Genomic DNA, 23,463 nt, shown 5'->3' with positions numbered 1-23,463 from the left:
GCTAGTAGATTCCGCCTTGTCTTTGCAAGAAATCGCTATCGCGCGGGGCTTCGGCCTTCTTCACCGCGGTCGTCGTCGTGGCAGCCGTGGGGGCGACATCCGAGCGTCGCGCCGCACGCCGCGGTTCGCTCTCGGGCTTGAACGCTTCCCAGATCACCGCGGGCTTGGGATCGCTGGTGTCGGGCCAGGTGCCATAGACCGGCCGGCCGCTACCGCGATCGATCCGGACCATGCGGATCCCGGCGGGCGCGCGGAACGGCAGCTTGGGCAGATCCTCATACGCCTTGACCGCGAACTGCTTGAAGATCGGCGCGGCGAGCGTACCGCCCTGTGCTGCGCCACCGAGGTTCTTCGGCGTGTCGAACCCGATATACAATCCGCCGACGAATTGCGGCGTGCCCCCGACAAACCACACGTCGGTCGGGCCGTTGTTCGTGCCGGTCTTGCCGAACATCGGCCGGTCGAGATCGCGCAGCGTCACCGCGGTTCCGCGCTGGACGACGCCCTCGGTGATGTGGACCATCTGGTAGGCGGTCATCGCATCGAGCACCTGACGCTGGCGCGTGATCGGCCGCGGCATCGGCTTGCCGTCCCAGTCGGACGCATTGCAGCGATCGCAGGGCCGCCAGTTCTCGGGCCAGATCACCTTGCCGTGACGATCCTGGACGAAGTCGATCAGCGACGGCGGGCCGCCCTTGCCGTTGTTGGCGAGGATCGAATACGCGTTGACCATCCGCCCTACGGTCGTCTCGCCGGCGCCGAGCGCGTAGGACAGATACGGCGCGTAATCGCCGACGCCCATCTTCTTGATCGTCGCGACCACCTTCGGCATGCCCGTCTGCGCGGCGGCGCGCACCGTCATCAGGTTGCGCGACTGCTCGATGCCCCAGCGCATCGTGTGCGGGCCGCTCCCGCGCGAATTGCCGAAGTTGCGGAAGCATTTCTGCCCCAGCCGCGCGCCCTGATAGACGCAGAACGGCCCGTCGACGATGATCGAGGCCGGCGTCATGCCGTTGTCGAGCGCGGCGGAATACACGATCGGCTTGATGGTGGAGCCCGGCTGGCGCATTGCCTGCGTCGCGCGGTTGAACGCCTGCAACCGGTCGTCGAAGCCCCCCTGCATCGCCAAGACGCGACCCGAAGCCGGCTCCTCGACGACGAACGCGCCCGAGACTTTCGGAATCGCCCGCAGCGAGAATTCGCCGCCGTCCGGCGCGACCGCGATGATGTCGCCCGTCTTGATCGCGCCGAATGCGTTGCCGCCCTTGCCGCGTACCGGCATCTGCGCGGCGTAGCGCGGCAGCGTGCCGGTCTTGCCGGTGCGGAAGCCGAGGCTCCAGGCATTGCCGTCCTTGCCCGTCACGATCGCCGCGACCCAATCGCGGTAATCGAGCGCGATGTTGCTGTTGAGCAACGGCTGGAGCCAGTTGTCGTCCTCGATCTCGACATGGCGAATGGGCCCGTTCCAGCCGCGCCCGCTGTCGAACCGCACCAGTCCGTCGCGCAACGCCTGCTGCGCCAGATCCTGCAACTTCGCGTCGAACGACGTCCGCACCCACAGTCCGCCCGAATAGACGCTGTACGGACCATCCTTCGCGTTCTCGCCGAACTTCGCCATCAACTGGCGGCGGACTTCCTCGACGAAATAGCCGCCGACGCTCTCGAACTTGGGCGTCCGCCGCATCACCGCGCCGAGCGGCTCGGCATTCGCCTGGTCATGCTGCGCGCGCGTGATGAAGCCGTTGTCGAGCATCCGGTTGAGCACGTAATTGCGCCGCGTCATCGCCTTCTCGGTGTTGCGCACCGGATCGTAGTTCGACGGACCCTTGGGCAGAATGGCAAGATACGCCATCTGCGCGAGATCGAGCTGGTCGAGTTCCTTGTCGAAATACGCATGGCTCGCCGCCTCGACGCCGAACGCGTTCCGGCCGAGCGCGATCTGGTTGAGGTACAGCTCGAGGATCTGCTCCTTGGTCAGCGTATCCTCGATCTTGTACGCCAGCACCGCCTCGCGCAGTTTGCGCGACGGCGAATAGGCGTTGCCGATCAACAGGTTCTTCGCGACCTGCTGCGTGATCGTCGAGCCGCCCTTGGCGCGCTTGCCGGTGCCGAGCTTGGTCGCATAATCGTACACCGCGCCAGCGAGGCCGGGATAATCGACGCCGTGATGCTCGAAGAACGACTTGTCCTCGGCGGCGAGGAACGCCTTCACGAGCAGCGGCGGATATTCGGCGTAGCTCAGTTCGACGCGGCGCTCGCGTGCGTAGGAATGGATCGGCGCGCCATCGATCCCGCGGACGTTGGTCGGCAGCGGCGGCTCGTAGGTGCGCAACGTGTCCACGGAAGGCAGGTCACGCATAACCGCGAACCAGAACGCGAAGATCGCGACGAAGCCGAGCACGACCAGCACCAGCGCCGCCTTGGTCCACCGACTCGCCCAGGCGCGCGCGACCCTGCCGCGCAGCCGGTCGGAAGTGCGGCCTGTCGCCGTCGTCGAGGTGGGGGAGGGATCGGACGCCATGATTACTGGGGGAGCGTCTAGCAGGTTCGCGGGCGCTTGCCAGCCTTCGGTGGTGGGGGGTGGGGCTGGCTGTCGCAACGCGTTCATCGGCGATTTGCTAATCCAAGCTCGCCCGGTGCTGAGTCCGGCCGCCTATGCGCTCCACCCCGGCGAAGGCCGGGGCCCAATTGGAGAGGTGGCAATAACGGAGCGCAACAGCAGTCAGAGCCGTTTCCCAATTGGACCCCGGCCTCCGCCGGGGCGGTCTGGTTGGCGGGTAGGTGAGGCTGTTGGCGGTTAGGTAAGTCACGGACGTCCGTGAGCCCCAACGATCCTCCCCCGCCAGGGGGAGGTGGCTGGCGCTTGCCAGACGGAGGGGGAGGTAAGCGACGACGTACGTTCCGTGTCCTCCCCCTCCGTCACCTTCGGCGCCACCCCCCTCGCGGGGGAGGATCGCAAAGTTCAGGCGCTCACCCCGGAACGACACGCTCGCGCATCCACAAAACCTGTCGCCAGCCCCGCCATTGTGGCAGCAGGCCAGCATGACCCCGCCGCCGCTCCCGATCCTCACCGTACTCCCCGACCTGCTCGCCACCCTCCGCGACCGCACCTCCGCGGTCCTCGTCGCCCCCCCAGGCGCCGGCAAAACCACCGCAGTCGCGCCGGCCCTCCTCACCGAACCCTGGTGCACCGGCGAGATCCTCCTCCTCTCCCCCCGCCGCCTGGCCGCCCGCGCCGCCGCCGAACGCATGGCTTCCACCGCCGACGAGCTCGTCGGCCAGACCTTCGGCTACGCGACCCGCATGGACAGCAAGCGCTCCGCCGCCACGCGCGTGACGGTCATCACGGAGGGCATCTTCGTCGCGCGCATCCAGGCCGACCCCGAACTCGCCGGCGTGTCCGCAGTCCTGTTCGACGAAGTCCACGAACGCAGCCTCGACGGCGATTTCGGCCTGGCGTTGGCGCTCGACGTGCAAGCCGGCTTCCGCCCCGACCTCCGCATCGTCGCCATGTCCGCGACGCTCGATGGCGCGCGGTTCGCGGCATTGATGGATGGCGCCCCCGTCATCGAAAGCGAAGGCCGAAGCTACCCGCTGACCCTGCGCCACATCGGCCGCCAAGCCGAACTCCGCATCGAGGACTCGGTCGCCGCCGCTGTCCGCCGCGCACTCGGCGGAGCGGAGGGGGGCGTGCTCGCCTTCCTCCCCGGCGTCGCGGAGATCGAACGCACCGCCGACCGCCTCGCCAACCTGCCCGACGACATCGTCCTGCACGAACTCCACGGCAGCCTCGACCCCGCCGCGCAACGCGCCGCGATCCTCCCAGAGCCAGACGGCCGCCGGAAGGTAGTGCTCGCCACCAGCATCGCCGAGACCAGCCTGACGCTCGACGGCATCCGCATCGTCGTCGACTCCGGGCTCGCGAGGCGCCCCCGCTACGACCGCGCCGCCGGGATGACGCGCTTGGTCACCGAACGCGCGAGCCAGGCCGCGGTCACCCAGCGCGCCGGCCGTGCCGCGCGGCTGGGGCCGGGCATCGCGTATCGACTGTGGGAAGAAGCGGCCACCGCCGGCCTGCCGCGCTACGATCCGCCTGAAATCCTGGAGGCTGACCTGTCGGCGCTGGTGCTTGCGTGCGCGCTGTGGGGCGTCGGCGATCCGCGCGATCTCCGCTGGATCGACCCACCCCCCGCCGCCGCGATCGACGAGGCGATGGCGCGGTTGACGACGTTGGAGGCCATCGAAGATGGCCGCCCGACGTCGCATGGCCGCGCGATCGCGAAGCTGCCGATGCCGTCGAGACTCGCGCATATGCTGCTGAGGGCGGGGGAGCGCGGCTTGGCGTCGGTGGCCGCGCAGATCGCAGTCCTGCTAGGCGAACGCGGCATCGGCGGACAGGACGTCGACCTGGAAACCCGCCTCCGCCGCTGGAAAACCGAACGCGGACCCAAGGCACAAGCGGCAAGAGCAATGGCCGATCGCTGGGCGAAACTTGCTCCCCTCCCGCAAGCGGAAGGGGGGCAGAGGTTTGCGTTGCGCTGGGCTTCCCCGACCGGGTCGCACGCCGCCGGGACCCGTCCGGCGAGACCTGGGCTTCGGTCGGCGGCCGAGGGTTCAAGCTCGATCCGACCTCGCCGCTCGCCCGGTCCGAATGGCTCGCCGTCGCCGACACGCAGGGCTCGGCCGCTGGCGCGCGCATCCTCTCCGCCGTGGCGATCGACCAGGCTGCCGTCGAAACGCTCTTCGCCGACCGCATCGACTCCCGCCGCACCGTCACGTTCGACCCCACGACCGGCGGCATCCAGGCGCTCCGCGAACGCCGCCTCGGCGCGATCCGCCTGTCGAGCGGCCCCGACAGCGGCGCCGACCCCGACGCGATTCTCGCCGCGCTCATCGACGGCGTCCGCGAGCACGGCCTCGCGCTGCTACCGTGGAGCGACGGCGCCCAGGCCCTGCGCGACCGCGCCGCGTATGCCGGGGTACCGCTCGACGACGCGACCCTGCTCGACCGCGTCGACGAATGGCTCGCACCCCTCCTGACCGGCAAACGCCGACTCGACGCGATCGCCCCCGGCGCGCTCGCCGAAGCCTTGCGCAACCTGCTCGGCTGGGACGCGATGCAAACCATCAACCGGCTGGCCCCGCCCGATTTTACTAGCCCCGCCGGCAGCACGCACGCGATCGATTACGCAGCCGAAGGCGGCCCCCGTGTCGAGCTCCGCGTACAAGCCCTGTTCGGACTCGCGGTGCATCCGACGATCGGCGAGGCCCGCGTACCGCTGGTGCTGAGCCTCACATCGCCCGCCGGTCGTCCGATCCAGACGACGCGCGACCTGCCCGGTTTCTGGGCAGGCAGCTGGACCGCGGTGGCGAAGGAAATGCGCGGGCGCTATCCCAAGCATCCCTGGCCCGACGACCCCGCCGCGGCGTCCGCCACGCTGCGCACGAAAAAGGCGGATGCAAGGGCCGCCGGTTCGCGATAAGGGGGGCTCATGCCAACCGCCCGTATCTTCCAGCGCCCCAAGAACGCCATGCAGTCCGGCAAGCACCGGACCGACGCCTGGCAGCTCGAATTCGAACCGTCGGAGCCCAAGCGGCCCGACCCGCTCACCGGCTGGGCCGGCAGCGGCGACACGCGCGACCAGCTGCGCCTGCTGTTCCCGACCGCGGAAGCGGCGATCGCGCACTGCGAGCGCGAGGGGTTCGGCTACACCGTCGTGCCGGCGCCGCGGAAGACGCTGAAGCTCCAGAGCTACGCGGATAATTTCAAGTAAGCTGGGGGAGCGGCGCTAGGCCCTCCCGCACCTCCTTGTTCTCCCGCGAAGGCGGGAGCCCAGTCTGGGTCCCCGCCTTCGCGGGGAAACAAGTCTTGGTTAGAGTATCGACCCAGCCAGGATCAGCAGCATCTTGGTATCGATCGCCACGCCCGCAGCGCGCTTCTCCGCCACGAACGCCGGCACATCTGCTAGCGGCACCCGGTGCACGGTGATGTTCTCGTCGCCATCCCCGCCGCCATCGCTCACCTTCGTCAGCCCGGTCGCGCGGACCAGCGTGAAGCATTCCGACGTCATCCCCGGCGACGAATAGAACACCCCCAGGTCCTCGATCGCGTCTGCGCGGTAGCCGGTCTCTTCCTCAAGCTCGCGGCCGGCCGCTACCGCGACGCTCTCGCCCGCGGTTTCGTCACCAACCAACCCCGCTGGCAGCTCCAGGCACCCCCGCCCGAGCGGCACGCGGAACTGCTCCACCAGGATAACGTCGCCCTCATCGATCGCGACGATCACCGCTGCCGCGATCTGGCCCTGGCGCGCGGCGAATTCCCACGTGCCCTCGGTCTGCACGGTCAGGAATTTCCCGGCCCATACGGTCTTGCTCATAATTCGATCAGCCTGTCCGGAAGTTCGTTCACCGGCGCACCGGTCCGTGGGAAATGCTCGGCGAGCACCGCGCCGATCTGCACGACCGCATCCGCCATCCCGTCGGCCGGGCGATCGTCGCGGACACCGGCCAGCACCGCCGCCATCGCCGCGCCCCAGGTCTCGTTCGGCACCCGCGAGTGGATCGCGTCGTCGGCAATGATTTCCGCGCGGTGCTCGGCGAGCGACAGGTACAGCAGCACGCCGGTCGAACCCTTGGTGCGCTTCTCCGCGCCCGCACGGAACAGGAGCAGAGCCCGCCGCCGCACGCGCCGCGCCTTGGTCGCACCCGGGGTCAGCGCGAGCCGCGCCGGCATCCACGCCAGCACCAGCCGTACGCCCAAGAACACCAAAGTCACCAGCACGAGCGCGACCACGTACAGCGCACCCTGCGGTGCCGCCTGCCAGGGATCTACCAGCGCATAGATATGGTCCGCCGCGACCGGGTGATATGCGAGCAACGCCAGCGTCAGCAGCATCGCCAGCACGCCCCCGTGCATCGACACGTCGTGATACGCATCCGATTGCCGCGCGACGATCGTCACGATCTCGCCGGCCGTCGCGGTCTCTGCCTGGGTGACCGCCGCGGTGACGCGGTCGTGGTCGGTGTCGCTCAACCGCATGTCACCATCCCCCCGATGCGCCGCCGCCGCCGCCGGATCCACCGCCGCCGCCGCCAAAACCACCGCCGCCCCAGCCGCCACCGCCGCTATCGCCGCCACCGCCCCAGCTTCCGCCGCCGCCACTACCGCCGCCACGAGTCATCGCGTCGGCGATGCTCCACAGCACGATCGGCAAGGCACCGCTGCCACCGCCGCGCCCTCCATCGGTGTAGCGTTGTCCGCCCGCGCGCCGCGAAATCATCGGAATGACGATCGCCGCCAGCACGATCCCGAAGAAGATCAGCCCGATCGGCACGCCGCCGCCACCCGAATTCGAGCGACGGTGCGTCTTGTCATACTCCGCTGCGGCCGCCGTAACCTTCGCGCGCGCCTCCGCATCGGGCAGGGCAAGCTGGTCCGCGACCGCGTTCGTTCCCGCGACGATCCCGCCGGGGATGTCGCCCGCCTTGAACCGCGGCAGGATCTGCTGGTTGATGACGACGCTGGAGAACGCGTCGGTCAGCACCGGTTCGAGGCCATAGCCGACCTCGATCCGCACCTTCCGGTCGTTCGGCGCGACCAGAAGGATCGCGCCGTTGTTCGCGTCCTTCAACCCGACGCCCCAGCTTCGGATCAACCGATTGCCGTAATCCTCGATCGGATAGCCTTCGAGATCGGGCACCGTCGCGACCACCAGCTGGTTGCCGGTCGTCTTTTGCAGGTCGTCGAGCCGCTTGGTCAGCGCCGCTTCCTGATCGGGCGGGATGACGTTCGCGGTATCGACGACGAAGCCGGTGAACTTGGGGAAGGTCTGCGCGGTTGCGGCGCCGCTTCCCAGCAGCACCGCGAACGCCAGCGTCAGGAGATGGCGGAGCATGATGCCCCGATCAGCTCGCGTTGCCGAAGTTCACCGTCGGCGCGGTCTCGGCACCCGGCGTGGTGGCCGCGAACGGCACCATCGGTTTGGCGCCGTAGAAGATCTTCGCGCCGACCGCGTCGGGGAAGGTACGGATCTTGGTGTTATACGCCTGCACCGCGCCGTTGTAATCGCGCCGCGCGATCGTGATGCGGTTCTCGGTGCCTTCGAGCTGGCTCATCAGCGTGGTGTAATTTGCCTGGCTCTTCAGCTCGGGATACGCCTCCTGCAAGCGCTGCAGCGACACGCCGACCGCACCCTGGACGCGCTGATACTGCTCCATCTTTGCCGGATCGGACAGATCGGCGGCCGAGACCTGCACCGAGTTCGCGGCGGAGCGCGCCTGCGTCACCTGGACGAGGATATCCTTCTCCTGCGCGCCCGCCGCCTTCACGGTCGCGACGAGGTTGGGGATCAGGTCCGCGCGGCGTTGATAATTGTTCTGGACGTCGGCCCAGCGCGCCTTCGCGGTCTCTTCCGCGGTCGGGATGCTGTTGATCCCGCACCCGGCCAGCGCCGATGCGAGGAGGATCGCGGCGGTACCGCGGGCGATTGGGGCACGTGACATCGGGGCTCTCCTGAATACCTGTGTCACCCTCATAGGACAGTCGCGAGGGTTGGCGAAACCGAAATCGGTGGTTAGCCTTGGGCTGGCAACAGAAGGGGGCGACATTGCTCAAGGAATTCAAGGCGTTCATCATGCGCGGCAACGTGCTCGATCTCGCCATCGCGGTGATCATCGGCGCGGCGTTCGGTAAGATCGTCACGTCGCTGACCGACGACGTGTTGATGCCGGTGATCGGCAAGATCTTCGGCGGGCTCGATTTCTCGAGCTATTTCTGGCGGATGGGGCCGGTGCCGGCGAACTACGCAGGCTCGCTCAGCGATTACGCGGCGTTGAAGAAGGCGGGCGTGCCGTTGCTCGGCTATGGCGCGTTCGCGACGCAGCTGGTCAATTTCGTGATCGTCGCGGGGATCATCTTCATGATCCTGCGCGTGGTGAACCGGACGGCGGCGCTGATCGAGCGCGAGACCGCGCGGTTGAAGCGCGAGGAAGAGGCGGTTGTCGTCGCACATCCGCCGGAGCCCGTCGAGATCGCGCTGCTTCGCGAAATCCGCGACGAGTTGAAGAAGCGCGGATGACGCACCTGTCCCTCTCCCCTGCGGGGAGAGGGAGGGAGGAGCCGTAGGCGACGGAAGGGTGAGGGGTTTGAGGCTCGGAAGCGTATCCCAACGCCCCCTCATCCGACGCTGCCGCGCCACCTTCTCCCCGAGGGGAGAAGGAAAAACCTACGCCGCTACCAGTTCCTCGGCGTTCGCATCCGCCAAGCTGGTCCCATCCAGAATCCGCGCAGTCTCGTCCCGCACGCGCATCATCGCGAACCGGATCGCGCAGTCGGCTTCGCTCTTGCAGTCGAGGCACGGCCGGTACGCGGTCCGGCTCACGCACGGCACCAGCGCCAGCGGCCCCTCGATGATCCGGATGATCTCGCCGAGCGAAATCAGATGGCTCGGCCGCGAGAGGCGATAGCCGCCCATCTTGCCGCGATGGCTGTGCAACAGGCCGGACTCGCGCAGGTCGGCGAGGATCAGCTCGAGGAATTTGCGTGGCACGTTCGCCTCGGCGGCGATCCGCGTCATCGGGATGGGAGGGCCACCGACGGGGGCGCCGCCAAGGAAGATCATCGCGCGGAGCGCGTAGCGGGAGCGCTGCGTCAACATAATGCAGGTTGCTATGCACGCGCTTTGTGGCGAGCGGAAGGCGGTTTGGCACGCTGTGTGCTAACCCGTTGGCGATTTATGCACGGGTAGGGCGTCACCGCGCCGGTCTTTTCATTTGGCCGGGCTTTTCAGATCGATGCGGCCCCCCTATATCGGTATTGCCGTCGGGGGAATCTTCTCTTGGCGGCTATGGCGATAAACCGTGGCGTGTCATAGACACAGCGGACCCGGGGGCAGTACCCGGCGACTCCACCACCGCCCTCTTCGCAAGAGGGGGACGATGACGGGGTCGAACTAGGATCGACGTGTGTTCAACGACGCTATGTTTCGCTCGGAATGGGACCACCGCAACGGCCCATACACAAGTGCCAACGATAACGAAGCACTCGCAATTGCCGCATAACTGACGGTCTAACGACCTAAGTTATACGGACGAAAGCGCGGTTCGGGCCACACCGGGCAACAGAAGTGGACACCGGCGGTACGGGGGGCACCGAGCAACAGAAGCTCCCCACTACACCGACATTCGCCCTCGATCGCGCGGCTACGATCATGTGGCCCCGATCACGCAGCAAGGCGCTCGACCAGTCGCAGCACTGGCGGACTGAAGCCGAGCGGACCGACCAGCACGTTGGTCACGACCAGCACGCTACCGCCCCAGTAATAGGCGAGATGTATCTTCCCGCGCAGGCGCAGGTCGAAGATCATGCCTGCGATGACGAACACCGCCATCGACGCGAACACGGCGAGCGGCGCGAACTGGCCCAGCAGCGGCATCGGCAGGATTCGCCCGAGCGCCGGCGACATGACCAGGATCGTGCCACACAGCATCAGACGCTTGTGCCACGCCGCCTCTTTCCGCAACGCGATTGCCCAGGCGGTCAGGATGCCGAATCCGATCACCCCCAGCACATCGAGCACGAGGAAAATCCCAGGCGGGAAGAACGGCGGGACGCGGTGCTGCTGGATCGCTGCAACGGTGGTGACGATGCCCAGCACGACCATCGACGCTGCAATAACGGCGCCGAGTACGCCGAGTTGTCGATGTCAAGTGATCGATCCCCGAACGACCAGCCAGTTCTGCACGACGTAGAGAATGATCCACGCCAGGAATGCGGCGGCATGCAGATGAACTTGCAAGGGCAGTTCGAGAAATGTCCAATTCATCCGCGCGGCGTTCAACGTGAACCCGAAGATCACCGTGACGGCGATCGCTATCGCCATGCCGAGGAAGAAGCGACGCTCGCTCGCGACGACATTCCGTTGCGCAGGCCCTACACTATTTAACGATGCCATTGGACCGCCCCCGCGAGTCGATGCTCAAGCGACGGACGATGGCCCTAATACTGATAACGGGCAATACTCATGACGAATGAGGACTGCCTAGACTAGTAGATATAAGATCCTGAATACTCTTCCAGTCCGTTAACTGCTCAGAGTTGCAGAAGCTTGCTGAGTTGTGCGCCGGTATAGGGCTTTTGCACGAACCGCGCGGCCTTGGGCAGCGCGGCAGTCGTCCCATTGTCAGCGCCCGACGTGACCAGGATCGCAATATCGGGGCGTTGCGCGTGCACGGCGTTGGCGAGGTCGATGCCGTTCAGGTCTCCGGGCATGCGGACATCGGTGAAGAGTGCAGCGATATCTGGCCGCTCTTCGAGCCTCGCCAAGGCGTCGGCCGCGTTGCTGGCTTCGACGACTTCATAGCCGGCATCCTCCAGCGCGAGGTTGGAATGGACCCGGACGAGGGCATCGTCATCGACGACGAGAATAACGGACTTCGCAATGGCATTCATACCGGTTCGAACATCCGGCATGCCGCTCCGTTCCAATATAAGTCATGTTCTCAAGGCATAACGGGGCAAAGCGACCCTGACATGAGAAAGGGGCCCGGTTTCCCGAGCCCCTCCATCACTGCCGTCAGGCCGTAAAGGCTTAGTCGCGATCGCCGGTCAGGAACGCCGGCGCGAACTCGGGAGCCTTGTCACCGTCGGTGCGAGCAGCACGCTCGCCGCCGCCGTTTCCGCCGCCGTCACGACGCGGGCCACGGCCACCGCCATTGCCGCCTGCGTCACGGCCGCCATCGCCGTCACGACGCGGACCACGCGAGCCGCGATCGCCGCCGCCGCCTTCGCCGCGCGGGCCACGACCACCGCCGTTGCCGCCGGCATCACGACCGCCATCGCCGTCACGACGCGGACCGCGCGGACCACGATCACCGCCTTCGCGCGGCTCACGAGCAGGACGCGTGTCCTCCAGCTCTTCGCCGGTCGTCTGGTCGACGACGCGCATCGACAGGCGAACCTTGCCGCGCGGGTCGATCTCGAGAACCTTGACCTTGACCTCCTGGCCTTCGGTCAGAGCGTCGGACACCTTCTCGACGCGCTCGTTCTTGATTTCGGACACGTGGACGAGACCGTCCTTGCCACCCATGAAGTTCACGAACGCCCCGAAATCGACCAGGTTGACGACCTTGCCGTCATAGACCTTGCCGACTTCGGCTTCCTCGACGAGGCCCTTGATCCACTTGATCGCGGCTTCGATCTGCGCGGGATCGGACGACGACACCTTGATCACGCCCTCGTCGTCGATGTCGACCTTGGCGCCGGTCTGCGCGACGATCTCGCGGATCACCTTGCCGCCGGTGCCGATGACTTCACGGATCTTCGACTTGTCGATCTGGAAGCTCTCGATGCGCGGTGCGTGCGCCGACAGTTCCTCACGGGTGTGGTCGAGTGCCTTGGCCATCTCGCCCAGGATGTGCGCGCGGCCTTCCTTGGCCTGCGCCAGTGCCTTGCCCATGATCTCCTCGGTGATGCCGGCGATCTTGATGTCCATCTGCATCGTGGTGATGCCCTCGGACGTGCCCGCAACCTTGAAGTCCATGTCGCCGAGGTGATCCTCGTCGCCGAGAATGTCGCTGAGAACCGCGAAGTTCTTGCCCTCGAGGATCAGGCCCATCGCGATGCCGGACACCGGACGCTTCAGCGGCACGCCCGCATCCATCATCGACAGCGAACCGCCGCAGACCGTCGCCATCGACGACGAACCGTTGCTCTCGGTGATGTCCGACAGAACGCGGATCGTGTACGGGAACTCTTCTTTGGTCGGCAGCACCGGGTGCAGCGCGCGCCATGCGAGCTTGCCGTGACCGACTTCGCGACGACCCGGCGCACCGAAGCGACCGACTTCACCGACCGAATAGGGAGGGAAGTTGTAGTGCAGCATGAAGTTTTCGTACGACAGACCGTTCAGACCGTCGATCATCTGCTCCGCATCGCGCGTACCGAGCGTGGTGGTGCAGATCGACTGCGTCTCGCCGCGCGTGAACAGCGCCGAGCCATGCGTGCGCGGCAGGAAGTGGACCATCGCCTCGATCGGACGAATTTGCGTGGTGGTGCGGCCGTCGATGCGCGTGCCGTCCTTGAGGATGGCGCCGCGGACGATCTCCGCCTCCAGCTTCTTCATCAGCTTGCCGGCAGCCATCTGGTCCTGCGGGGACGCGTCCGCAAATGCGGTCTTGCCCTTCGCACGAGCCGCGTTGAGCAGATCCGAACGCTTGGACTTGTCGGTCACCTTGTAGGCGGCCGCAATGTCCTTGCCGATCAGCTTCTTCAGCTTGTCCTTGGCGGTCGAGAGATCAGCCTGCTCGGCCATTTCCCAAGGATCCTTGGCAGCCATCTCGGCCAGATCGATGATCAGGTTCGCGGCTTCGCGGCAGGCCTTGTGGGCGAACTGCACGGCGCCGAGCATGATCTCTTCCGAGAGCTCCTTGGCTTCCGATTCGACCATCATCACGGCCTGGCCGGTGGCGGCGACGACGAGGTCGAGATCGCCAGCCTTGGCTTCCTCGAGGGTCGGGTTGAGGATGTACGCGCCATCGACGTAACCGACGCGGGCTGCGCCGATTGGGCCCATGAACGGCACGCCCGAGATCGTCAGCGCGGCCGATGCCGCGACCATCGCGAGGACGTCCGGCTCGTTCTCGCCGTCATACGACAGAACCTGGCAGATCACGTTGATCTCGTTGTAGAAACCCTCTGGGAAGAGGGGGCGGATCGGGCGATCGATGAGACGGCTGGTCAGCGTCTCCTTCTCGGTCGCGCCGCGCTCACGCTTGAAGAAGCCGCCGGGGATGCGGCCGCTCGCGGAGAACTTCTCCTGGTAATGGACGGTGAGCGGGAAGAAATCCTGCCCTTCCTTGACGGTCCGAGCCGCCGTCACGGCGCACAGAACGACGGTCTCGCCGAGAGTGGCGAGGACTGCGCCGTTAGCTTGGCGCGCAACGCGGCCGGTTTCGAGCGTCAGCGTCTTGCCGCCCCACTGGGCGCTTACGGTCTTGGTATCGAACATTCTTTTTCCTTCACTCCGGTCGCCAGATGCGAACGGGGCCTATGTGCGGGCTTAGCCGGCCCGCGGCGGTGTGGAGCGAGTTGTCGCTCCTAAAGGGATCGGCCGAATTGCCTCTCCCTAAATTCCACCCCGGCGAAGGCCGGGGCCCAATTGGGGTACGCTGCTTGTTGCGCGCGCCGCCAGTTTAAATTCTTTTTGCCATGATGCCAAAAGGGGCGACCTTTCGGCCGCCCCTCTGGTTACTTGCGAAGACCGAGCTTAGCGATCAGATCCAGATAGCGCTGGCCGTCCTTGTGACGGAGATAATCCAGCAGCGTCCGGCGCTTGTTGACCATCATGAGAAGACCACGACGCGAGTGGTTGTCCTTCTTGTGGCCCTTGAAATGCTCGGTCAGGTTCTTGATGCGCTCGGTCAGGATCGCGACCTGGACTTCCGGCGAACCGGTGTCACCCTCGGCGCGCGAATGCTCCTTGACGAGCTCGGTCTTGCGTTCAGCGGTAATCGTCATGAATTCATGTCCTCGACATCACAGATTGAAACCGCGAACGACCCGGACGTCTCCGTCCTCGACCTCGACCAGCGCGACCGGGACAGCGTCCAGCTCGGCGAAGTATTGGCCATCGTCTGCGGCGATCCCGGCCAAGATACGCCCCTGTCGGAGCGCCCCTGCCTGGTCGGGGGTGAGGGAGAGAGCCGGGATGTCGTCCAGCGCCACCCTCAAGGGCAGAAGTACATCTTCAAGCGCGTTGCCTCTAGCGAGTTCGTCCAGTTTGTCCAGCGATATCGCGGCGGTGAGGTCGAACGGACCGGCCTTGGTACGGCGCAGCATGGTGACGTGGCCGACGGTGCCGAGCGCGATTGCGATGTCGCGCGCGAGGCTGCGGATGTAGGTGCCCTTCGAGACATGCGCGGTAAGTGTGACCTCATTGAGTGGGGAGTGGGGCAGAAGTGCATCTTGCAATTCCTCCCCGGCACGGGGAGGGGGACCGCCGTCCACTTGGACGGGGGTGGAGGGGGGCGCGCCACCCGCGGAACGCTCGCGGAAGCCCCCCTCCACCAGCTGCGCTGGTCCCCCTCCCCGTACCGGGGAGGATAGCGAATGGATCGTAACATTCCGGCTCGCGAGCACCACCTCGTGCCCAGCCCGAGCCAGATCATAGGCCCGCTCCCCATCCACCTTCAGCGCAGAGTACGCCGGCGGCACCTGAGAAATCGGTCCGGTAAACTGCGCGAGCACAGCCTCGACCGCCGCCAGAGTCGGCCGCACATCGGACGTCGCAATGCTCACGCCCTCCGCATCAAGCGTATCCGTCTGCACCCCGAACATCACCGTAAAATCATAGATCTTGTCACTATCGAGCATCCGCCCGGCCAGCTTCGTCGCCTCGCCAACGGCGATTGGCAGCACGCCCGTAGCCAGCGGATCGAGCGTTCCCCCATGCCCCACCTTGAACTTCCTATACCCGCCGCTCCGCACGGCACGCTTCACCGCCGACACCCCCTGCGTCGACCCAAGCCCCAGCGGCTTGTCGAGAATGATCCAGCCATGCATGCGCGTAAATCCTAGAGTATGGAGCGAGTAGCGGGCGACGGGCTTATCGAGGAGGGACCGTTCCCCACCCACTCCGTCATCCTGACGAAAGTCAGGACCCAGAGCCACAAGCGACGGTGTCCGGTACCCTGGGTCCTGACTTTCGTCAGGATGACGGGAGCGGGGATGCTAACCCAAAGCGTCACAAAAATGCCGCCGACACAGCGCGACATAGCGATCGTTCCCGCCGATCTCGGTCTGCTGCCCCTCGGCGATCGCCCGCCCGTTCCCGTCGACCCGCAGGTTCATCGTCGCTTTCCGCCCGCACATGCAAACCGACTTGATCTCGACCAGCGAGTCCGCCAGCGCCAGCAACCGCGCCGACCCCGGAAACAGCGCTCCCTGGAAATCGGTCCGCAACCCGTACGCCAGCACCGGTATCCCAACCACGTCGCAGATATGCGCCAACTGATCCACCTGCGCAGACGTCAGAAACTGCGCCTCATCCACCAGCACGCACGAAATCGCGTCCTCGCCGTGCTGTCGAACCACGCACGCCCCGATATCCGTCCCCGCATCGAACGCGATCGCCGGCGCTTCCAGCCCGATCCGCGACGTGATCGTCCCCGCCGCGAACCGATCGTCGATCGCCGCGGTAAACAGCATCGTCCGCATCCCCCGCTCACGGTAGTTGAAGTCCGCCTGCAGCAGGTTCGTCGACTTCCCCGCATTCATCGAGGCGTAGTAGAAATACAGCTTGGCCATGGGGGCAAAGAGCGGGAACGCGGGAGGATGTCCAGAGGCGTTTGTCACGCGCTACCCCACATCCGTTCGTCCCGAGTAGCTGCTGAGCTTGTCGAAGCGGCGTATCGAAGGACAGGTTGGTGGGCGGAACCTGTGCTTCGATACGAGCCCTCGATACGCTCCTTGCGGAGCTACTCGGTCTCTACTCGGCACGAACGGAAGGGGTGGGGCGTTCGGAACGGAGGGGGCAGCGAACGGGATGAGGCGGACGAGGCATTGCAATCGAACCGCCGTTAGTGCTGACTAGCTGCAACCGGAGCACTAGCAGCCCAGCAAAATCAATCTTCAGCCAGATCCCGCGCAACGTGCGGATCCCGCAACAACTGGTCGATGTGCGTGCCCTCGTCGAAGCTCTCATCTGCCAGGAACTTCAGTTTCGCCGCATACCGCATCTGCACCCGGTTCGCGACTTCGCGCTGGAGGTAGGCGGTGTTGGTCCGCAGCGCCTTCAGCACCTTTTCCTCGTCCTTGCCGAGCAGCGGCTTCACGAAGACCGCGGCGTGGCGGAGATCCGGCGACATGCGGACTTCGGTGATCGTCACGAGGTGCTTTTCGAGCACCGGATCGTGGACATCGCCGCGCGCGAGGATGTCGGACAGCGCGTGACGCGCCTGTTCGCCGACTCGTAGCGAGCGGACGGCTTTTGCTTCTGGGGTATCGGTCTTCATTCTTCTAACTCCCTCGCCCCTCCGGGGAGAGGGTGGGGGTGAGGGGCTGCCACGAACGCTGTCGCGCGGTACTGCCCCTCACCCAACCCTCTCCCCGCAGGGGAGAGGGCTCTAGGCCTCAAAGCGTGCGTTCGCGCATCTCTACTTCGAACGTCTCGAGGACGTCGCCGGCCTTGATGTCGACGAAGTTCGACGTGAACGTCACGCCGCACTCGAGCCCCGCACGGACCTCGGCGACATCATCCTTGAAGCGACGCAGCGATGCGATTTCGCCCTGGTAGATGATGACGTCGTTGCGTGTGATGCGGGCCTTGAGCGCCTTGCGGATATTGCCCTCGGTAACGAGCAGACCTGCCGCCTTGCCGTGCTTGCCCGCCGAGAAGACCTCGCGGATATCGGCACGACCGACGACCGTCTCGAACGCTTCCGGCCCAAGCTCGCCAGCCATCCCCGCCCGGATCTCATCGATCAGGTCGTAGATGACATCATAGTACTTGAACGCGACCTTCTGGCGCTCGGCAATCTCGCGTGCCTTGGCGTTCGGGCGGACGTTGAAGCCGATGATCGGTGCGCCCGATGCTGCCGCCAGCGTGACGTCCGACTCGGTGATGCCGCCGACGCCCGAGCTGAGCACGCGCGCCTTGATCAGGTCGGTGGAGATCTTGTTGATCGCCCCGACGATCGCCTCGACCGTGCCTTGCGTATCCGCCTTCACGACCAGCGGATATTCGATCGCCTGCTTTTCCTTCAACGCCGAGAACATGCTCTCGAGGCTGGCAGGAACCGATGCGGTCCGCTTGTCGGTCTTCACGCTGCGACGATATTCCGCGACTTCGCGGGCCCGTGCCTCGTTCTCGACGACCTGGAACGGATCGCCCGCCTGCGGAACACCCGACAGACCGAGGACCTCGACCGGCATCGCCGGACCCGCTTCCTTGATCTGCTTGCCCTTGTCGTCGACCAGCGCGCGGACCTTGCCGCTCTCGCCGCCGACCACGAAGATGTCGCCGACCCGCAGCGTACCGCGGTTGACGAGGATCGTCGCGACCGGACCACGGCCCTTGTCGAGCTTGGCCTCGATCACCGTACCCTCGGCCGCGCGATCCGGATTGGCGCGCAGTTCGAGCAGTTCGGCCTGGAGCTGGATCTTCTCGATCAACGCATCGAGACCGATCTTCTTGGTCGCGGAGACCTCGACGTCCTGGACGTCGCCGCCCATGTCCTCGACCACGATCTCCTCGCTCAGCAGGCGCTCGCGCACCTTCTGGGCATTGGCGCCTTCCTTGTCGATCTTGTTAATCGCGACGATCATCGGCACGCCCGCCGCCTTGGTGTGGGCGATCGCCTCCACCGTCTGCGGCATGAGGCCGTCGTCCGCCGCCACCACCAGGATGACGATGTCGGTGACGTCCGCGCCACGCGCACGCATCTGCGTGAACGCCTCATGGCCCGGGGTGTCGAGGAAGGTGATCTTCGACTTGTCCTTCAGCGTCACTTGATAAGCGCCGATATGCTGGGTGATGCCACCCGCTTCGCCGCGCACCACGTCGGTGCCGCGCAAGGCATCGAGCAGCGACGTCTTGCCGTGATCGACGTGACCCATGATCGTGACGACCGGCGCGCGTGGGCGCAGCGTCTCCTCGGCATCGTCGATCGTGTCGTTGGCCAGATCCTGGTCGACATCGCTAACGCGCGTCAGGTTGTGGCCGAACTCGGTGACGAGCAACTCGGCGGTGTCCTGGTCGATCGTCTGCGTCATCGTGACGGGCATGCCCATCTTGAACAGCGCCTTGACGAGGTCGGCACCCTTCTCGGCCATGCGATTGGCGAGTTCCTGCACCGTGATCGCCTCTGGGACGACGACGTCGCGGATCTGCTTGGCCTGCGCCTCGCGCGGACCACCGGTGCCACGACGCTCCTTCTCGCGCGCACGCTTCAGTGCGGCGAGCGAGCGAGCGCGTGCACCATCACCATCGCCGAGCGCGCGGTTGACGGTGAGCTTGCCCGAGGTGCGACGATCGTCACCCTTGCGGTCACGCTGCTGCGGACGTGCAGGCACAGCGTCGCGGCGGACGCCACCAGCCGGAGCATTGACGCCGGTCGCGCCAGGGCGCGCCGCGGTCGTGCCGGCATTCGCAGCCGTGGTCGGCGCTGCGGCAGCGGGAGCTGCGACAGGCTTCGGCGGCGGCGGAGGACGCTCGGGACGCGCCACCGGCGAGAACCGGCGCGGTGCCGGGAACGCCGGATCGCGAGTCAGTTCGATGACGGGTGGCGGTGCCGGCGGAGTAACGGGTGCCGGTGCAGGCTTGGGAGCCGGTGCAGGAGCGGCCACTACCGGAGCGGGCTTCGGTGCAGGCGCAGGTGCCGCGGCAACCGGTGCCGGGACAGGCGCCGCAGCAACGGGAGCTTCGACCGGAGCCGGCGCAGGCGCTGGTGTCGGTGCCGCAACCGGAGCGGGAGCCGCTTCGACCACAGGGGCCGGCGCAGGCGCAGGGGCCTCGACGGGCTTCGGCACCTTGGCCTCAGCCTCGGCACGCGCACGATCGGCGACGCGATTACGCTCGTCTTCGATCGCCTTGGCGCGCTCGGCCTCCTGGCGACGACGCCCTTCTTCCAGCGTGTTCATGCGCTGCTCTTCGGCCTCGCGGAGCAGCTTGGCCTGGCGCTCCTGCGGCGACAGATTGCTCTGCTGCTGACGCACGGGGGCGGGCGCAGGCTGCGGTGCGCGAGCCTGTGGTGCCGGGGCCGCGGGGGCAGCCGCCGGGGCGGGCGCGGCAACCGGTGCGGCATCCGCGACCTGCACGTCGGGCTCGCCCGGACGGCGCAGGACGCGCGCGCGCTTGGTTTCCACGATCACCGTATTCGATCGGCCGTGGCTGAAGCTCTGCTTCACCTGGCCGGTCTCGACCGTGCGCTTCACACCCAAAGGTGCGCGCATGCCAAGTTTCGGCTTCTCGTTGTCCGTGTCGCTCACTCAAATTCCTCAGTCATGTCCACGGCCGGGCGTGTTCCGGTCGATCCGGACGCCTGTTGTATCGGTGGCGCCCCATTTTGTGGTGACGCCGATGCGCCCTGCGAGGCCGTTTCGCAAGACACGGAAGAAGGTTCGGGGCCGATAAAATGCAGCCAACGGTCGAGCGCTTCGCTCAACCGCTTTGCTGCAGCGCGGTCGGTCAGGCCAATGTGTACCACATTTTCCCGCCCCAGCGCCAATGCCAATATGGTGCGCGATACCGGGAGTGCCAACCCCCGCAAACCGGAGCCCTCGACATCGTTGCCGATGCGCCACGCCTGATCGAGTTTCCGGTTGCCATCCTCGGCGGCGTCGGACGCGTGATACAGCGCCTTCAGCTTGCCCTGGCGTGCGTTCTGCTCGATCCGGTCGGAGCCGATCAGCACCGTGCCGGAGCGCGATTCGAGCCCGAGCCGGTCTAGCGCGTTACGCTCCAGTGCGAATTCGATCTTGGCCGGAAGCTCGGGATCGATGCTGAACTCGCCGGTCTTGAACGCGCGGGAAAGAGCGCCCTTGAGCTTCCCATTCTTGATCGCGGCTTCGAGCTCGACTCGAGTCACGCCAATCCACGCGCCACGGCCCGGAGCCTTGGCGCGTACATCGGGAAGGATCTGGCCATCGGGCGACAATGCGAGTCGCACGAGGTGCGGCCGCACGTCGCGTTCCCCGGAGAGGATGCACTCCCGCTCGCGGGAGGGGTCAGGGGAGGGGCTATCCGCAGGTGTAGCAGCCGTGACTGCCCTCCCCCGACCCCTCCCGCGAGCGGGAGGGGAGTTTAGCGGCGCAGTGTCATCGGGAGGGTTCCGCATGTGCGTCCTCCTGCGCTGGAGTCGTCTTCGGAGCGTCGCGGTCGACCAGCAGCTGGCCGCCCGCGCCGTAATTCTCGGTCGAGACCTCTTCGATCACGATCTGCACCGCAGCCGGGTTCTTTCCCAGCCGCTGCACAAGCGACTGGGTGACGTCGGCGACGATGCCGGACTTCTGGTCCTTGGTGGCGGACCCCGAGATGCGGATGCTGACGAAGGGCATCAGGCCTTGTCGCCCTCGCTCTTCGTGTCGGTCTTGTCCGCCGCGTCTTCAACCGAAGCGTCCTCGACCGAAGCGTCGTCCGCCGAAGCGTCCTCAGCCACGGCTTCGTCGGCCGTCGTGTCTTCAGTCGCAGCATCCTCGACCACGGCGCCATCAGCCGAAGCCTCTTCCACCGGAGTCTCGTCCGCCTCGACGTCGTCAGTCGAAGCCTCGGGAGCCTCGTCCTCGAACCAGTGCGCGCGCGCGGCCATGATGATCTCGTTGCCCTGCTCGTCGCTCAGGCCATATTCCGCGAGAATCCCGCCCTTGGGCTCCGGCCGCTTCGGTGCGTCTTCATTGCGACGGCGTGGCTCGACGCGCTTCTTCTCGACCAGTTCGTCGGTCGCGAGATCGGCGAGGTCGTCGAGCGTCTTGATGCCCGCCTTGCCGAGCGTGACCAGCATCGCCTCGTTCAAATACGGCATGCCGGCCAGCGCGTCCTCGACGCCGAGCGCAGTGCGCTCCTCGCGGCTCGCAGCGTCACGACGCTCCAAAGCCTCGGTCGCACGGTTCTGCAACTCGCCCGCGAGGTCCTCGTCGAAGCCCTCGATGCCGGCGATCTCCTCGACCTCGACATAGGCGACCTCTTCGAGGTTCGTGAACCCTTCGGCGACCAGCAGCTGTGCGAGCGTCTCGTCGACGTCGAGCTCCTTCTCGAACATCGCCGAACGCTCGACGAAGTCCTTCTGGCGCTTCTCCGACGCATCCGCCTCGGTGAGGATGTCGATCGCCTTGCCGGTCAGCTGCGACGCGAGCCGCACGTTCTGACCACGACGACCGATCGCCAGCGACAGCTGGTCATCGGGAACGACCACCTCGATGCGCTCTTCCTCCTCGTCGATCACGACGCGCGACACGGAAGCCGGCTGCAACGCGTTGACGACGAAGGTCGCGATGTCGGGCGACCAGGGGATGATGTCGATCTTCTCGCCCTGCATTTCCTGCACGACGGCCTGGACGCGCGAGCCCTTCATGCCGACGCACGCGCCGACCGGATCGATGCTCGAATCATGCGAGATGACGCCGATCTTCGCGCGCGAACCGGGATCGCGGGCCGCAGCCTTGATCTCGATGATGCCGTCGTAGATCTCGGGCACTTCCTGCGCGAATAGCTTCTTCATGAAGTCGGGGTGCGCACGGGACAGGAAGATCTGCGGCCCACGGTTCTCGCGGCGGACGTTAAGGATCAGCGAGCGGATGCGGTCGTTGACGCGCACCACTTCGCGCGGGATCTGCGCGTCGCGGCGGATGACGCCCTCGGCACGGCCCAGGTCGACGACGACATGGCCGAACTCGACGCGCTTGACGACGCCGGTGATGATCTCGCCTGCGCGGTCCTTATACTCTTCGAACTGGCGCTCGCGCTCGGCGTCGCGGACCTTCTGGAAGATGACCTGCTTGGCAGCCTGTGCGGCGATGCGGCCGAACTCGATCGGGGGCAGCGGATCGACGATGAAGTCGCCGAGTGCGGCGTCCTTCTGGAGCTTCTGCGCGCCCTTGACGTCGACCTGCTTGAAATAATCGTCGACCGCCTCGACCACTTCGACGACGCGCCACAAGCGCAGATCGCCGGTGTTCGGATCGAGCTTGGCGCGGATGTCGTTCTCGGCGCCGTAGCGCGAGCGGGCGGCGCGCTGGATCGCGTCCTCCATCGCCTCGATCACGATCGCCTTGTCGATCATCTTCTCCGACGCGACCGAATTCGCGATCGCGATCAGTTCCGCGCGGTTGGCGGTGACTGCCGTGGCCATCAATGCTGTCCTTCTTCGGTGTCGGCCTCGTGAGCATCGGGCTCATCGACGGGCGTATCTTGATAGAAAACTTCGTCCGCGCCTTCGATCGAAAGCGGCGCGGTCGCGGCGATGAGTCGGTCGGTCATGACGAGCTTGGCGTCGGCGACCTGCGAAAAGTCGATCGTCATGAGCTTGTGCTTGTTGACGTCGACGGTGATCTTCGTCCCCTCGACGCCCATCAGATTGCCCGAGATCTGCTTGCGGTCCTCGAACGGCTCGACGAGGCGAATGCGCGCCTCCTGACCTTCCCAGTCGGCAAAGTCTTGGAGCCGGGTTAGCGGGCGATCGATACCGGGGCTCGACACTTCGAGACGATACGCGTCCTCGCCGACCGGGTCCTTGCCCTCGGCTTCGAGCGCATCGAACTTGTCCGAGATCCGGCGCGACAGCTCGGCGCAATCCTCGATCACCAGCTGGCGGGTGTCGGGGCGCTCGGCCATCACCTGCAACGTCGGATCGGACTTGCCGCCTTGCATGCGCACGCGCACGAGGCTGAGGCCGAGCGCCGTCGCCTCGGGTTCGATCAGGTCGGTCAGCAGGGCGATATTCGCCATCGAAATTCCAAACAGGGCCAAAGCA

The 23,463-nt window shown here is 66.2% G+C and carries 21 protein-coding genes, 1 other RNA gene and 1 pseudogene; 4 read left to right on the top strand and 19 right to left on the bottom strand.

Translation table 11 applies throughout. The features are described from left to right. Nucleotide 1: 1 nt before the first annotated feature. Complete coding sequence (locus tag ASE69_RS17935; RefSeq protein WP_056489604.1) at nt 2-2,521, bottom strand: penicillin-binding protein 1A; 2,520 nt, start codon at nt 2,519-2,521, stop codon at nt 2-4. A 521-nt stretch (nt 2,522-3,042) separates the two neighbouring features. On the opposite strand from ASE69_RS17935, the pseudogene hrpB reads away from it, so the two are divergent. Then, a pseudogene (gene hrpB, locus ASE69_RS17930) lies at nt 3,043-5,483 on the top strand (ATP-dependent helicase HrpB). Nucleotides 5,484-5,492: 9 nt separating this feature from the next. Continuing rightward, the gene (locus ASE69_RS17925; protein ID WP_056489602.1) at nt 5,493-5,774 is read left to right on the top strand and encodes an ETC complex I subunit; all 282 of its coding nucleotides are present in this window, start codon (nt 5,493-5,495) and stop codon (nt 5,772-5,774) included. Nucleotides 5,775-5,873: 99 nt separating this feature from the next. Here the strand turns inward: ASE69_RS17925 and ASE69_RS17920 are convergent, their stop codons facing one another. Genes ASE69_RS17920 through ASE69_RS17905 form a run of 4 tightly spaced genes read right to left on the bottom strand, consistent with a single transcriptional unit; the run spans nt 5,874 to nt 8,502 of the window. Next, complete coding sequence (locus ASE69_RS17920) at nt 5,874-6,377, bottom strand: NUDIX hydrolase (RefSeq protein ID WP_414883382.1); 504 nt, start codon at nt 6,375-6,377, stop codon at nt 5,874-5,876. Beyond that, nucleotides 6,374-7,039, bottom strand: a complete 666-nt coding sequence (locus ASE69_RS17915; protein ID WP_056490263.1) for a TPM domain-containing protein — start codon at nt 7,037-7,039, stop codon at nt 6,374-6,376. Before ASE69_RS17915 ends, ASE69_RS17920 begins: the two co-directional genes overlap by 4 nt. Nucleotide 7,040: 1 nt before the next feature. After that, nucleotides 7,041-7,895, bottom strand: coding sequence for a TPM domain-containing protein (locus ASE69_RS17910; RefSeq protein WP_056489599.1), 855 nt, complete (start codon nt 7,893-7,895; stop codon nt 7,041-7,043). Between the two features lie 10 nt (nt 7,896-7,905). Next, nucleotides 7,906-8,502 (bottom strand): LemA family protein, encoded by a 597-nt coding sequence (locus ASE69_RS17905; protein ID WP_056051590.1) that lies wholly within the window; start codon nt 8,500-8,502, stop codon nt 7,906-7,908. 104 nt (nt 8,503-8,606) lie between these two features. Here ASE69_RS17905 and mscL point away from each other — a divergent pair, with 104 nt between their 5' ends. Continuing rightward, nucleotides 8,607-9,077, top strand: a complete 471-nt coding sequence (gene mscL / locus ASE69_RS17900) for a large conductance mechanosensitive channel protein MscL (RefSeq protein ID WP_056490260.1) — start codon at nt 8,607-8,609, stop codon at nt 9,075-9,077. Between the two features lie 147 nt (nt 9,078-9,224). On the opposite strand, the gene ASE69_RS17895 is transcribed toward mscL, so the two are convergent. Next, a complete protein-coding gene (locus ASE69_RS17895) occupies nt 9,225-9,656 on the bottom strand; it encodes an RrF2 family transcriptional regulator (protein ID WP_056065892.1) in 432 nt (143 codons plus the stop codon). A 121-nt stretch (nt 9,657-9,777) separates the two neighbouring features. Between ASE69_RS17895 and ssrA the strand changes: the two genes are divergently transcribed. Next, nucleotides 9,778-10,133, top strand: a transfer-messenger RNA (tmRNA) gene (gene ssrA, locus ASE69_RS21580). An 87-nt stretch (nt 10,134-10,220) separates the two neighbouring features. Here the strand turns inward: ssrA and ASE69_RS17890 are convergent. The 13 genes from ASE69_RS17890 to rimP form a co-directional block, all read right to left on the bottom strand. Then, nucleotides 10,221-10,661: a hypothetical protein gene (locus ASE69_RS17890; protein WP_056489597.1), complete on the bottom strand. Its 441-nt coding sequence runs from the start codon at nt 10,659-10,661 to the stop codon at nt 10,221-10,223. A gap of 42 nt (nt 10,662-10,703) precedes the next feature. Then, complete coding sequence (locus tag ASE69_RS22250; protein WP_156362399.1) at nt 10,704-10,952, bottom strand: hypothetical protein; 249 nt, start codon at nt 10,950-10,952, stop codon at nt 10,704-10,706. A 137-nt stretch (nt 10,953-11,089) separates the two neighbouring features. Beyond that, nucleotides 11,090-11,470: a response regulator gene (locus ASE69_RS17885; protein ID WP_056489596.1), complete on the bottom strand. Its 381-nt coding sequence runs from the start codon at nt 11,468-11,470 to the stop codon at nt 11,090-11,092. 118 nt (nt 11,471-11,588) lie between these two features. Then, complete coding sequence (pnp, locus tag ASE69_RS17880; protein WP_056489594.1) at nt 11,589-14,006, bottom strand: polyribonucleotide nucleotidyltransferase; 2,418 nt, start codon at nt 14,004-14,006, stop codon at nt 11,589-11,591. 239 nt (nt 14,007-14,245) lie between these two features. Next, nucleotides 14,246-14,515, bottom strand: a complete 270-nt coding sequence (rpsO, locus tag ASE69_RS17875; protein WP_055881152.1) for a 30S ribosomal protein S15 — start codon at nt 14,513-14,515, stop codon at nt 14,246-14,248. A gap of 18 nt (nt 14,516-14,533) precedes the next feature. Beyond that, nucleotides 14,534-15,559, bottom strand: a complete 1,026-nt coding sequence (gene truB / locus ASE69_RS17870) for a tRNA pseudouridine(55) synthase TruB (RefSeq protein WP_056489592.1) — start codon at nt 15,557-15,559, stop codon at nt 14,534-14,536. A gap of 168 nt (nt 15,560-15,727) precedes the next feature. Continuing rightward, on the bottom strand, nt 15,728-16,303 hold the full coding sequence (locus tag ASE69_RS17865; RefSeq protein WP_056489591.1) for a thymidine kinase: 576 nt from the start codon (nt 16,301-16,303) through the stop codon (nt 15,728-15,730). A 317-nt stretch (nt 16,304-16,620) separates the two neighbouring features. Beyond that, nucleotides 16,621-17,010, bottom strand: a complete 390-nt coding sequence (gene rbfA / locus ASE69_RS17860; protein WP_056489589.1) for a 30S ribosome-binding factor RbfA — start codon at nt 17,008-17,010, stop codon at nt 16,621-16,623. A gap of 118 nt (nt 17,011-17,128) precedes the next feature. Beyond that, entirely contained in the window at nt 17,129-19,984 is a 2,856-nt protein-coding gene (gene infB, locus ASE69_RS17855; RefSeq protein WP_056489586.1) for a translation initiation factor IF-2, read from the bottom strand. Continuing rightward, nucleotides 19,981-20,832, bottom strand: coding sequence for a DUF448 domain-containing protein (locus tag ASE69_RS17850; protein WP_082453224.1), 852 nt, complete (start codon nt 20,830-20,832; stop codon nt 19,981-19,983). Before ASE69_RS17850 ends, infB begins: the two co-directional genes overlap by 4 nt. Beyond that, a complete protein-coding gene (locus ASE69_RS17845) occupies nt 20,813-21,052 on the bottom strand; it encodes a tautomerase family protein (RefSeq protein WP_055881134.1) in 240 nt (79 codons plus the stop codon). The genes ASE69_RS17850 and ASE69_RS17845 overlap by 20 nt, the downstream gene beginning before the upstream one ends. After that, nucleotides 21,052-22,842: a transcription termination factor NusA gene (nusA, locus tag ASE69_RS17840; protein ID WP_082453223.1), complete on the bottom strand. Its 1,791-nt coding sequence runs from the start codon at nt 22,840-22,842 to the stop codon at nt 21,052-21,054. Before nusA ends, ASE69_RS17845 begins: the two co-directional genes overlap by 1 nt. Then, nucleotides 22,842-23,438 carry a ribosome maturation protein RimP gene (gene rimP, locus ASE69_RS17835; RefSeq protein ID WP_056489584.1) on the bottom strand — a complete coding sequence of 199 codons (597 nt, stop codon included), beginning with the start codon at nt 23,436-23,438 and terminating at the stop codon, nt 22,842-22,844. Before rimP ends, nusA begins: the two co-directional genes overlap by 1 nt. Nucleotides 23,439-23,463 lie beyond the last annotated feature (25 nt).

The sequence above is a fragment of the Sphingomonas sp. Leaf208 genome, assembly GCF_001421415.1.
In the GTDB taxonomy this organism is placed as follows: Bacteria; Pseudomonadota; Alphaproteobacteria; order Sphingomonadales; family Sphingomonadaceae; genus Sphingomonas.
Note: the sequence above shows the minus strand (reverse complement) of the source record. Positions and strands in the feature narration are given on the sequence as shown.